The organism is Streptomyces prunicolor NBRC 13075 (assembly GCF_000367365.1).
GTDB classification, from domain to species: domain Bacteria; phylum Actinomycetota; class Actinomycetes; order Streptomycetales; family Streptomycetaceae; genus Streptomyces; species Streptomyces prunicolor.
The window spans coordinates 1-12,454 of sequence record NZ_BARF01000165.1; the positions used below are offsets into that span (position 1 = coordinate 1).

Sequence of the window (12,454 nt, forward strand, 5' to 3'; positions counted from 1 at the left end):
CAACTCCTCCCCTCCGCCCCCCTCCTCCGCGGCACCGCCGAACTCGCCGCCGAGCTGGGCGCCCCCCAGGCGTTCGAGTTCCTGCTCGGGCGGCACCTCGACGCCAACCCGCGCCAGTACACGCTCACCCCGACCGAACTCGCCCGCCTGATGGCCGAGTTGGCCGAGTCGGCAGGCACGGCAGGCACGGCAGGCCCGCCCGGTACCGCGCTCGACCCGGCCTGCGGCACCGGCGCCCTGTTGCGTGCCGTCACCCCCCGCCCCGACCAGGAGCTGTACGCCCAGGACGCCGCCCCCGACCTCGCCGCGCTCACCGCACTCCGGCTCGCCCTGCACGCGCAGGTCACCGTCCGCGGCACGGCCGCCGACACACTGCGCGCCGACGCGTACCCGGCACTGCGGGCCGACGTCGTCCTGTGTCATCCGCCGTTCAACGAGCGGAACTGGGGCCACGACGAACTCGCCTACGACCCCCGCTGGGAGTACGGCTTCCCGGCGCGCAACGAGTCCGAGCTGGCCTGGGTGCAGCACGCGCTGGCCCGGCTCAAGGACGGCGGCACGGCCGTACTGCTGATGCCGCCGGCCGCGGCCTCCCGGCGTTCCGGCCGCCGGATCCGCGCGGACCTGTTGCGGCGCGGGGCGCTGAAGGCGGTCGTAGCGCTGCCGATCGGGGCGGCGCCGCCGTACAACATTCCGTTGCACCTGTGGGTGTTGCGGCGGCCGGAGCGGGCGGCCGCGCAGCCGGAGGTGCTGCTGGTGGACACCGGGCGGTTCGCCACCGAGGGGCGCGGCGGGCCGGACTGGCAGGCCGTGCGGGGCGCGGTGCTCGACGCCTGGAAGGCGTTCGACCGCGCGGGACGGCTGGACGACGAGCCGGGGCTGGCGCGTTCCGTGCCGGTCATCGAACTCCTCGACGACGACGTCGACCTGGCCCCGGCCCGCCACCTCCCGCCCGCGACCGCGGCCGACGGCGCCGACGAGCTCACGGCCGTACGCGAACGGCTCGGCGAGACGCTCCGGCTGACCGCCGACCTCACCCCACCACCCGTAGAGCACTCCGCCGACCCGGACCGTCCCACGCGCTGGCCGCTCACTACGATCGGTGAACTCGCGCGCGGGGGCGCCCTGGTGATGCGTACCGGCGGAAACGGCGGCCACGCGCGTGTGCCCGTTCTCACCGACCACGACGTCCTCGCCGGAACGGCCCCTTCCGGCCTCCTCCCCGAGAGTGACGAGGAGGCCGTCCTCACGGAGCCGGGCGATGTCGTCGTCCCGGTGGTCGGCGGCGGTTCGATGGCACGCGTGATCGACGACACGACCGCGGGCGCCGCCCTGGGCCGCAGCCTCGTCCTGCTGAGGCCCGAACCCGGCGCCCTGGACCCGTGGTTCCTCGCCGGCTTCCTGCGCGGCACCGCCAACAACCGCCAGGCCAGCAGCTACGCGTCCACGGCGACCCGACTCGACGTCCGCAGGCTCCAGTTGCCGCGCCTCCCCCTGGACGAACAGCGGCGCTACGGAGCCCGGTTCCGCGCCCTGGAGGACTTCGAACGGGCGCTGCGGCAGGCGGGCCGGCTCGGCGAGCAGCTCGTGCGTGGGATGTACGACGGCCTGACGGACGGCACGGTCACGCCCGACTGAGACATCGGTAGGAATTGATCAGCACGACAACGGTTCGGTACAACCCGGGACCGCATGTCGGTGTGGGCCTATACGCTCGAACCCCACATCGATTACGGGCCCGGGAGCAGTCATGTACGGCCACGGCGCGGTGCCGCCCGCCCGCAGCGACAACAACGTCGTCACCCTGCGCGTGCTGTTCGCCGCGATCGGCACCCTCTGCTGCGGGATGCTCGCCTGCGTTCCGCTGTTCCGGGTGGCCTTCACGCGCGGGCGGAAGATCGACTGGGCGCTGGCCTGGGGGAGTCTGCCGGTGTCCATCGGCTGTTTCGCCGTGGTCGGTTCGCTGCCGGAGGGCGACTCCAGGACCGACATCGCGATGGCGACGGTGATGCTCCTGGGCGTGTTCAGCAGCGTCTACTTCCTGGCGGTGGACATCCGCTTCCAGCAGCAGCAGCGGCAGCAGTTCGCCGGCTATCCGCCGCAGGGTCCCACCGTGCCGTCCGCGTACGGCTATCCGCAGACCGTGACGCCGTTCAGCGCCACGCCCGTGCCCCAACCCCAACCGCCCCTGCACCAGACCCAGATGCCGCAGCCGCCCTACACCCCGCCGCAGTCCCAGACCCCGGTGCCGCCGCCTCCGCCCCAGCGCCCCGCGCCCGCCCGGATCGACCAGGTGCGCGCCGAGCTCGACGAGCTCAGTGACTATCTGCGCAAGCACGACGAGGGCGGAAAGTGACCATGACGGCGGGGCGTGTCGTCGCGGACCGCTACGAACTGTCCACGCTCATCGGACAGGGCGGCATGGGCCAGGTCTGGACGGCGTACGACCAACGGCTCGACCGGCGCGTGGCGGTGAAGCTGCTGCGCCCCGACAAGGTGGCCGGCCAGGAGGCCGACGAACTGCGCCGCCGCTTCGTGCGCGAGTGCCGGGTGACCGCGCAGGTCGACCACCCCGGGCTGGTCACGGTGCACGACGCGGGCAGTGAGGGCGAGGAGTTGTTCCTCGTCATGCAGTACATCGACGGCGCCGACCTCTCCGACCACCTCGCCGAGCACAACCCGTACCCGTGGCAGTGGGCGGTCTCCGTCGCGGCCCAACTGTGCGCCGTGCTCAGCGCCGTGCACGCCGTGCCGATCGTCCACCGCGACCTGAAGCCGCGCAACGTGATGGTGAAGCAGGACGGCACGGTCACCGTCCTCGACCTGGGCGTCGCCTCCGTCATGGACGCCGACACCACCCGCCTCACGCACACCGGCACACCCATCGGCTCGCCCGCCTACATGGCGCCCGAGCAGGCGATGGGCGGCGCGGTCGGCCCGTACACCGACCTGTACGCGCTCGGTGTGCTGCTGCACGAACTCCTCAGCGGGGACGTGCCGTTCTCCGGCTCGACGGCGCTCGGCGTGCTGCACCGGCACCTGTACGAGCCGCCGGTGCCCGTCCGCCGTATCCGCCCCGAGGTCCCCGAGTCGCTCGAAACGCTCGTCCTGCACCTGCTCGCCAAGGACCCGCAGCACCGGCCCGGCTCCGCGCAGGAGGTCTACGAACGTCTCGCGCTGCTGCTGCCCGCGCGCGGGATGCCCAGCGGGGCGCCGCTCGACCCCACGCGCCCGTTCCTGCGCCCGCACGCCCCCTGGCCGGACCGCGCCCGCACCCCCGCGCCCCAGCCCGCCCCGCTCGCGCCGACCCCCGCCGAGAAACCCGATGTCGCCGCCGCCGTCGACGAGGTCAAGCGACTGCTCGGCGAGGGCCGCATCACGCAGGCCGTCGACATCCTCGGCGCGATCCTGCCCACCGCCGCCGAGCAGCACGGCGCGCAGTCCCCGGTCGTCCGCACCCTGCGCAAGCAGTACGCGGCCACGCTCATGGACGACGGCCAGTACCGGCGCGCGCTGCCCGAACTGCGCCGCCTCGCCGACGAACGCGCCGCCGAGGCCGGCCCGTCCGACCCCCAGTCCCTGCGCTACCGCTACGACGCCGCCCAGTGCCTGGAGTCGCTCGGCGACCCGGTCGCGGCCCTCGCGGAGTACCGCGCGCTGCTGCCGTACTACGAGAACCAGTACGTCGCCGGCGACCCCGAACTCGCCCACGAGGTCCGCCGCCGCATCGGCCACCTGCTACTCGCCCTCGGCGACCGGGGCGCGGCCCACGACACCCTCGCCCGCCTCCTGGGCGACGTCGAACGCCGGCACGGCCCCGGACACCCGCTCGTGGCGGACATCCGGCGGACGTTGCAGTGGCTGGGGCAGGTGCGCGGCTAGTTTTTGCCGTTCCCTGGGAGAACGTTGTGACCTTCTGGGGGCGGAGTTTCCCGAACACATGAACGCCACCGGATAAGTTGCGTTCACTTTTGCCAGATACGTACGAACAAACACGTGTACATCAGGCGTTACGTGTACACCAGGGGTGGGGTCTTTCATGTCCGAGCACCGGCAGTCGAAGAAGCGCAGATACATCACCTGGGGCGTCGCGGGCGTCGCCGTCGTCGCCGGCGGCGGTATCGCCGCGACGAACTCGATGGCCGCCACCACCTGGCCCGCCCAGAAGACCTACACCGGCCGCGCGTTCGACACCTGCGCCGCGCCCTCCCTCGCCGCGATGAAGGCCTGGCACGGCGGCCTCTACGGCGCCGCCGCCGTCTACATCGGCGGCAAGAACCGCGGCTGCAGCCAGCCCAACCTCACCGCGTCGTGGGTCAAGTCCCTCACCACGGTCGGCTGGAAGTTCATCCCGCTCTACGTCGGCTCGCAGCCGTCCTGCGGCTCCGGTGGCTCGGTGAAGATCAGCGCCTCCACGGCCGCGGCGGTCGGCAAGTCCGAGGCGGACGACGCGGTGGCCAAGTCCGCCGCGCTCGGCTTCAAGGCCGGCAGCCCGGTCTACCTGGACATGGAGTCGTACGACACGACGAACACGTCCTGCAACAACGCCGTGCTGACGTACGTCCGCGCCTTCGACAAGGAACTGCACGCCAAGATCTACCGCAGCGGCCTCTACGGCTTCAGCAGCTCCAGCGCCAAGGCGATCGCCACCGCGACCAGCAAGACGGACCTGCCGGGCAACCTCTGGTACGCGCTGTGGGACAAGACGAACACCACGACGTCGGACTGGCCCTGGGGCTCCACCCAGTTCACCAACCACAGCCGCGCGCACCAGTACATGGTCAACAGCAAGGAGACGCGCGGCGGTTACACGATCACCGTCGACCGCGACGCGTGGGACGCGCCGGTGGCCATCACCGGCTGAGCGCGGGGCCCGTAGCGGCTGACTACGGGGAGCCCATGGAGCACACGCGTGCGTGCCGGTGCCCGAAGTCCTGGTGAATCGTTGGTCGAATGGGTTGGCCCCAGGCGACCCACTGCCTAACATCGATCACCGCAAGACTTTGTGCGCCCGCCCGTCGCCCGACCACCACCCCTGGTGGAGGCGCTGCGCGCCGCCCCTGTTATTGCAATCTCCTCGGGAGGCTTCCTTGCACCGCCGCCGTCGCACCGCGCTCGTCCTCACCGCCGTGATCGCCGCCGCGGCCCCCGCCCTGACCGCCTGCGGAAACGAGGCGCATCCGGGCGCCGCGGCCGTCGTGGGCGGCCAGCGCATCACCGTCGCGCAGCTGCAGAGCAGGGTCAACGAGGTACGCACGGCCCAGCGGTCGGCCGTGCAGAACCAGGCACAGTACGAGCGGGCCATCGCCACCACCGGCGGCCTCACCCGCGAGACGCTCTACGGCATGGTCTTCGACCAGGTCGTCCACCGCGCGGCGCAGGACGCCGGAGTCACCGTCACCCGCAAGGACATCCAGGACATGCGGGCCGGCCTCGCCCAGCAGGCGGGCGGCGCCAAGGCCCTGGAGGCGACCTGGCTGGCCCAGTACGGCGTCCCCCCGAAGCGCCTCGACGAGAACCTCCGCCTCCAGGTGGAGGGACGCAAACTCGCCGCGAAACTCGGCACCGACACCACCCAGCCCGCCTTCTGGAAGGCCCTCTCCAACGCCTCCAAGGAACTCCACGTCGACCTCAACCCGCGCTACGGCACGTGGGACGTGACCAAGAGCAGCAGGGTGGACGCGAAGACGCCCTGGGTGCGGGAGGTCACGGCGGCGGGGACTCAGCAGTCGGCGTGACCGGCGTGCCGGCGTACGTGACGGGCGTGCCGGCGTACGTGACCGGCGTGCCGGCGTAACGGTACGGCGGGCGCGGCAGGCCGGAGAGCGGAAGGTCTAGGTCTAGGTCTGCGGCCTGTGGATAACTCCGGGGCTGTCGGCGGCGTGGGTTACGTTCGGTGGGTGAACGCAACCAGCCCCGCCCCCGAGGGCAGCCTCGCCCCCACCCCCGGCCGCATCGTCCTGCTCACCACCAGCCACCGAGTCGCCCCCGGCCTGCTCTCCTGGCCGGCCTGGCAGGCGCTGCGCGACGCCGACCGCGTGCTGTGCGCGGACGGTATGCATCCGCAGCTGCCGTATCTGAGCGAGGCCGGCATAACGGTCGACGAGGTGTCCCCGACCGCCGAGGAACTGGTCGCGACCTGCGCGGACGGCTCCACGGTGGCGATCGTGGCCACGGGAGAGGGCGAACCGACCCTGACCGACGGCCTGGCCCGCCTGGCAGGCTCGGGCCGCGTCCAGATGCCGGACCTGGAACTCCTCCCCGCCTCCTACGACCTCCCGGGCGCCCGGCTCCTCGACCTCGTCCAGGTCATGGACCGCATCCGCGCCGAGTGCCCGTGGTCCTCCCAGCAGACCCACAAGGGCCTGGCGAAGTACGGCATCGAGGAGGCGTACGAGCTCGTCGAGGCGATCGAGGAGGGCGACCGCGACGAACTCCGCGAGGAGTTGGGCGACGTCCTCCTCCAGGTCGTCTTCCACGCCCGCATCGCCGAGGAGGACCCCGAGACCCCGTTCTCCATCGACGACGTGGCCGCCGGCATCATCACCAAGCTGATCCACCGCCACCCGCACGTCTTCGGCGACGAGACGGCGTCAACTCCCGAGGAGGTGAAGGCACATTGGCTCCGCACGAAGGCCGAGGAGAAGCAGCGCACGTCTATCACCGAGGGCATCCCCATGGGCCAACCCGGCCTCGCCCTCGCGGCGAAACTGGCATCGCGCGTGCGGACGGCGGGACTTGAGGTGACGTTGCCGTTGCCGAAGGGGGGCGACGGCATCGGGTACGAGTTGCTGGCGCTGGCTGTGCGGGCGGAGGCGGACGGGGTGGATCCGGAGGCGGCGTTGCGGGCGGCGGGGCGGGCTTATCGGGATGCGATCAGGGAGGTCGAGTCGGGGAGCGCGGCCTGACGGTGAAGGTGAAGAAGTAGGGCGGGTGAGGTCGCTCCGAGGGGCGGATTCGGGGGCGTGGGCTCAGTACCGTTGAGACCGTTGGGGTAGGGACGGGTTCGGGTGTGGGGGAGTGCGTGGACGACGGGGAGTTGGAGCGGCTGGTCGACGAGGCGGTCGAGGTGTTGGCGATGGGATTGGGATCGCCTAGCTGGATAGACGGGGAGTCAGTCCGGCGCGACTTCGTGGCCTGGTTCGGACGGTGTGGACTGGATCGGTATGCGAAGGATCTCGGCGCCGTCACCTGGAGGCGTGGACTGATCCCCGGCACACAGGTGACGGCACTGTGGCGTCGTCGGCTGCGCGAGGGAATCGACAGTCCGTCCAACATCGCGGCGGCCAGCGAACTCCGCGCCCTCATCGATCGGTTGAGCCCGGCAGTGCTGCCCGCGCCCAAAGATGGAGCCTCTCTCGACACCGGTCTGAGCATGAGCCTGCCCACGCTGCCCGAGCCCACCGGCGGAGACCTCATCGACTTCCGCAGCGGCACCTTCACCGGACCGGTCGTCGGCGTCCAGCACGTGAGTAACACGTACGGCGCCCCGCCCCCGAGCGGCGCCCAACCAGGCCTCCTCGACTGGCCGTTGGCGAAGGACGTCGAGCCGCGTACACACGGGGTCCGGCCGACCCGCCGGATGAAGGGGCTGCCCGCGCTGCCGCCGTACGTGGGCAGGGACCAGGACAGGATGGCCAACTGGGCCTTGGAGCAGGCGCGTTCGGAGGGCGGGTTGGTGATCGTCCTCGGACAGGCGTACTCGGGCAAGTCCCGTACCGCCCTGGCCGCGATGGCTCAAGTGCTCCCCGAATACCGAGTGTTCGCGCCCGCCCAGCACGAGGACCTGCGGAAGCTGCCCGCGCAACTGAAGGGCCGGACGGAGCGGTGCGTCGTCTGGCTGGACGACCTCGACGTGCATCTCGGGAGCGGCGGTCTGGAGCCGAGACTGCTGGGCCAGTTGACCGAGGTCGAAGCGGTCGTACTGGCGACGATGCGGGAGGAGGCCTACGCCAAGTACGCCCGGAGGACGTCCGCGCAGGGCCGGTTGTTGGGCCTGGCGCAGCTCGTCGAACTCCCTCGCGCCTGGGGGCCCGCCGAACGGAAGCGTGCTGAGGAGACCGGTGATTCCCGGCTCATAGAGGCTGCCCGCGAGAGCGGCACGATGGGAGTCGCCACCTACCTCGCCATCGGCCCCCGCCTCTGGAACGACTGGCAACTTGCCCCGAACCGCGAGCGGCACCCTCGCGCCCACGCGTTAGTGCGGGCGGCGGTGGATCTGGCCCGGTGCGGACTGAAGGGGCCATTGCCGCAGGACCTGTTGGTGACGGTGCACGAGGGGTACGGCATCGCGGGGCTGGAACGGGAGTCCCTGGAGGACGCCTGGGAGTGGGCCGGGCGGAAGCGGTACGGGGTGCTGCACATGCTGAGTTGCGGTGAAGGGGAGCAGGGACGGTTCGGGGACGTGCTGCCGTACTTCGTGCACACGGCGGAACAGGACGAGGGGTTCCCGCCCGTTGCCGGTTGGGTGTGGGGGCACGCGCTGGATGCGGCGCGGGCGAACCCGGCGACGTACGACGTCGAGAAGGTCGTCGCCGGGGCACGGACGGCATATATGCGTGAGGCCGAGGCCGGGGATGCGTGGGCCATGCACGCCCGAAGAAGCAGAACGTCACGTGCCCGCACTGCTCAGACGAAGTGGAGCAGAGCCCGTCGCTGGCCGCGTCAAGCTCTACTGCACCCCAGAGCACGGCCGGAGTTGGCGATGTCGCATGCGTCATGCGGAATAGCTCTAGACGCCCTTGACGTCCGCGCCCCTCGACGTGATGTTCGTAGAACATTGCGCAACCCGCATGCCAACGGAGGCCATCATGGCTCTACGCTCATTCGGCAAGGACCCCGAAACCAACGGCGACCACTGCCCGACGGTGTGGCTCGACGAGGAGAAGCAAGAACTCGTCTTCCAGGGATGGAAGGCGGACGAGGCTCTCCAGGCACAATGCCTTGCTACGGGAGCGATCCCCGACACGGAGGCGGTCGTCCGGCTGCCTGCCCGCATGGCGCAGCAGATCAGGGAGGCGCTCGATGCCGCAGACGGTACCGCCGTTCGCTGAGCTGATCGCAAGCTGTCACCGGTCTGCCGTTCACCTGGAGACGCGGGATGTCTACGGAGTCGAAGAAGAGGACGCCGACTTCGCAGCGTGGCGTAGCGGACAGACGTACGACCTCAGCGATCGGGCGTCATGGTGGAACGGCTTCCACCAGTCCGTCGCTGACGCCGTGGCGCGTGGCGTCACTGTTCGTCGTGCCCGCGTCGTGTCGGAGCCCGTCAGCGACTACATCCGCTACGAGCATTCGTGCACGGCGCAGAACATCGAGGCCGGCGAAGACGTCAGGTGGTTGCCACGGCGTCTGGCGTCGGATCTCCTGATCCCCGGCAATGACCTTTGGATCTTCGACGACCGCCTGATCCGCTTCAGCCTCTTTGCGGGCGACGGACGGTTCATCGCTGACGTCCTGGAGGACGCGGCCGAAGTCGTGAAGCGCCATGCGGAAGGGTTCGCTGCGGTCTGGGAACGTGCCGTCCCGCACGAGGACTTCCGGATCTGAGCGACGCGTGTCAATGCAATCTCCCTATCCGTCGACGGCCCTTGACGCCGCACGCCGCGCCATCGCGGAGCAGCTCCGCGAGATCCGGCGTGACGCCGGCCTGACGGGTAGGGAGGTCGCAGCCCGCGCAGGGTGGTTGCCCTCGAAGGTCTCGCGCCTTCAGAGCGCGACCACGCCCCCGTCGGACGACGACATCCGCGCGTGGTGCTGCGCGTGCAACGCTGAGGACCGGATCCCGGATCTCCTTGCGGCCAACCGCACGGCAGAGTCGATGTACCTGGAGTGGCGCCGAGTCCAGCGCACCGGGCTACGGGGGCTTCAGGAGTCGCGCATCCCTCTTTACGAGCGAACTCAGCAGTTCCGCGTCTACAGCTCTACCGTCGTCCCCGGATTCCTTCAGACCTACGAGTACGCGGCGGCCCTCCTGGGGAACATCGCGCGCGTTCACGGGACGCCGGACGACGTCGCCGACGCGGCGGCCGCGCGGATCGAGCGCTCCCACATCATCCGTGGGGGAGGGCACCGTTTCGGGATCCTCCTGGAGGAGTCCGTCCTCCGCCACGTTGTGGGGGAAGCGGCGACCATGGCGGGCCAACTGGGCTATCTGCTCTCCGTGATGGCGCTTCCGTCCGTGTCGGTCGGGATCATCCCGGCGAGTCGACCGCGGGGCATGTGGACGCTGGAAACGTTCACGCTGTTCGACGACGAGCGTGTTCACGTTGAGCTACTGACAGCCGCCATCACCGTGACGACTCCCGGTGAGATTTCGCAGTACGCCCACGCGTTCGAGGAAATGGCCTCGCTCGCGGTGCACGGAGCCGGCGCGCGTGCCCTCATCTCAGCGGCCATTGAATCGCTCGACTGACGTTGCGTAGAACTTTGTAGGATTCCGTGGAACTTCCCTTCCCACCCCTTCTAGCTTCGACGTACAGAAGCCCTGTGAGGGAGGTGCAGAGATGGCGTCAAGGACGACGATGGCGGACCCGGTACAGCTCTCGGAGCCGGAGTTTCCCGCGCCAGAACCGGTACGCGGCTGCGACGTGTGCGGCGCGCTGTTCGGGCAGTGGAAGCAGGCGACGGAGAAAGGCAGTCCCGCCTACGACCCGTCGCATGCGACGGACCTTGCCGTCGAGATCGGGCGGCATCCGCACGCGTGGCAGAAGGGGAATCGATGACCCGGACAGATCCCTTCCCCGAAGTGCGCACACGCGTCGAAGTCGGCGCCGCACCGGCGCGTGAGTGGATCGAGTGCGCAGGGTGCCTCGAACACGAGTCTGTCGGCGACCCTCGCGCCCAGATGCTCTGGGCGGAGCGGCACGCCAAAGAGCATCCCGGACACAACCGGGTCCGCACCGTGCGCCAGTCCAACTTCCGTATCGCGCCGGCGGGGTTCGCTGTGCCTGTAGGTGGCCTGACCGAGGACGATCCCGTGTGTGGCGTCACGGTGACGCTCCCCGGTGATCCGGAGTGGCTGACGCGGTTCGGCTTTGACCCGGACTCGGGCAGCATCACCGTGACGTGCAGCGAGCCATCTCACGTGTGTCCGGCGGTGGGCGTCATCCACTGCGGGCACATCCTTGGCGACGACGGAGAAACGGTGACCGGCACCTACTACTGGGGGCCCGGCTACCACCCGACGTCGCTGATCTGTTCCCCTGAGTCGGCTCGCTGACTGCCTGTGCAGTTGGCGCGCGGAGGGCGCGGTAGGGGTCTGGGGAGTCTGATGTGAGGTCAGCCGACTCCCTGACCCCCTCTAGCGTCTGACCCCTCGTCCCTGGTGTGCTCATCACAAACGGCCGCGGACGAGGTGCCGACGGGGTCGGTTCCGCACCTTCCTGGCCGCGTCGGTCAGTCGGCCCTGCCCACTGCTCCCCCCGTGGCGGTGGGCAGGGTCCTGGACCCTGGACCTCTTCGTCCGTCCCGCTCATCCCGGTCTGTGCCATGCATCAACAGGGCAGCCCTCGTGGCCTCGAAAACCTCTGGGTCGCCAACGCGGCGCTTGTCTCTCTTGTGGTCGCCCTAGTCGCAGGCATCCTCATCAGCACCACGGGTCTGTCTCTCGCTGAGGCTGCCCTGTACGCGGGAGGGATGTTCGGCGGATGTCTCCTCGTTGTCCTGGCGATGCTGAGTGGGGTCGGCGTGCTGTGACGCCGTACCCCTATATAGAGGAACCGCTCCGGTTGCTGCATAGGGTCGGGGCATGCGCCATGACGAGCCTCGCGTACCCGACCTCTTCACCTGGGAGTTCGCCACCAACCCCTACCCCGCCTACACCTGGCTCCGCGAACACGCCCCCGTGCACAAGACCCGCCTCCCCAGCGGAGTCGAGGCCTGGCTGGTCACCCGTTACGTAGACGCCAAGCACGCTCTCGCCGACCCCCGCCTCTCCAAGAACCCCGCGCATCACGACGAACCGGCGCACGCCAAGGGCAAGACCGGGATCCCGGGTGAGCGCAAGGCCGAGTTGATGACGCATCTGCTGAACATCGACCCGCCGGACCACACCCGCCTCCGACGACTGGTCAGCAAGGCGTTCACCCCGCGCCGAGTGGCCGAATTCGCGCCCCGCGTGCAGGAGTTGACGAACGACCTCATCGACCGGTTCGCCGACGACGGCTCCGCCGACCTCATCCACGACTTCGCCTTCCCGCTCCCCATCTACGCCATCTGCGACCTCCTCGGCGTCCCCCGCGAGGACCAGGACGACTTCCGGGACTGGGCGGGCATGATGATTCGTCACGGGGGCGGGCCGCGCGGCGGAGTCGCCCGGTCCGTCAAGAAGATGCGGAGCTATCTCGCCGACCTCATCCACCGCAAGCGCGAGGCCCTCTCCGACGCCCCCACTCCGCACCCCGGCGGGAACCTCCCCGGCACCCCCGCCCCGCCCCCCGGCAGGAACCCCTCC

The 12,454-nt window shown here is 70.2% G+C and carries 12 protein-coding genes; all 12 read left to right on the plus strand.

Annotation, left to right across the window (positions count from 1 at the left end; translation table 11 throughout):
• Nucleotides 1-1,638: N-6 DNA methylase (locus SPR02S_RS54040; protein ID WP_019065378.1), on the plus strand; the 1,638-nt coding region annotated here is incomplete at its 5' end.
• 112 nt (nt 1,639-1,750) lie between these two features.
• The gene (locus SPR02S_RS54045; RefSeq protein WP_019065379.1) at nt 1,751-2,356 is read left to right on the plus strand and encodes a hypothetical protein; all 606 of its coding nucleotides are present in this window, start codon (nt 1,751-1,753) and stop codon (nt 2,354-2,356) included.
• Nucleotides 2,353-3,882 (plus strand): serine/threonine-protein kinase, encoded by a 1,530-nt coding sequence (locus tag SPR02S_RS54050; protein WP_019065380.1) that lies wholly within the window; start codon nt 2,353-2,355, stop codon nt 3,880-3,882. The genes SPR02S_RS54045 and SPR02S_RS54050 overlap by 4 nt, the downstream gene beginning before the upstream one ends.
• A gap of 157 nt (nt 3,883-4,039) precedes the next feature.
• Nucleotides 4,040-4,864, plus strand: a complete 825-nt coding sequence (locus SPR02S_RS54055) for a glycoside hydrolase domain-containing protein (protein WP_019065381.1) — start codon at nt 4,040-4,042, stop codon at nt 4,862-4,864.
• Nucleotides 4,865-5,090: 226 nt separating this feature from the next.
• Entirely contained in the window at nt 5,091-5,738 is a 648-nt protein-coding gene (locus SPR02S_RS54060) for a SurA N-terminal domain-containing protein (RefSeq protein ID WP_019065382.1), read from the plus strand.
• 162 nt (nt 5,739-5,900) lie between these two features.
• Nucleotides 5,901-6,908 carry a nucleoside triphosphate pyrophosphohydrolase gene (locus SPR02S_RS54065; RefSeq protein WP_026151744.1) on the plus strand — a complete coding sequence of 336 codons (1,008 nt, stop codon included), beginning with the start codon at nt 5,901-5,903 and terminating at the stop codon, nt 6,906-6,908.
• A 104-nt stretch (nt 6,909-7,012) separates the two neighbouring features.
• Nucleotides 7,013-9,058: a hypothetical protein gene (locus SPR02S_RS66030; RefSeq protein WP_019065384.1), complete on the plus strand. Its 2,046-nt coding sequence runs from the start codon at nt 7,013-7,015 to the stop codon at nt 9,056-9,058.
• Nucleotides 9,025-9,549 (plus strand): DUF6879 family protein, encoded by a 525-nt coding sequence (locus SPR02S_RS54080; RefSeq protein ID WP_026151746.1) that lies wholly within the window; start codon nt 9,025-9,027, stop codon nt 9,547-9,549. Before SPR02S_RS66030 ends, SPR02S_RS54080 begins: the two co-directional genes overlap by 34 nt.
• Nucleotides 9,550-9,562: 13 nt before the next feature.
• A complete protein-coding gene (locus SPR02S_RS54085) occupies nt 9,563-10,414 on the plus strand; it encodes a helix-turn-helix domain-containing protein (protein WP_019065386.1) in 852 nt (283 codons plus the stop codon).
• Nucleotides 10,415-10,505: 91 nt separating this feature from the next.
• Nucleotides 10,506-10,724 (plus strand): hypothetical protein, encoded by a 219-nt coding sequence (locus SPR02S_RS54090; protein WP_245607799.1) that lies wholly within the window; start codon nt 10,506-10,508, stop codon nt 10,722-10,724.
• The gene (locus tag SPR02S_RS54095) at nt 10,721-11,221 is read left to right on the plus strand and encodes a hypothetical protein (RefSeq protein WP_019065388.1); all 501 of its coding nucleotides are present in this window, start codon (nt 10,721-10,723) and stop codon (nt 11,219-11,221) included. The genes SPR02S_RS54090 and SPR02S_RS54095 overlap by 4 nt, the downstream gene beginning before the upstream one ends.
• A 528-nt stretch (nt 11,222-11,749) precedes the next feature.
• On the plus strand, nt 11,750-12,454 hold a 705-nt coding region (locus SPR02S_RS58645; RefSeq protein WP_019065390.1), incomplete at its 3' end, for a cytochrome P450 family protein.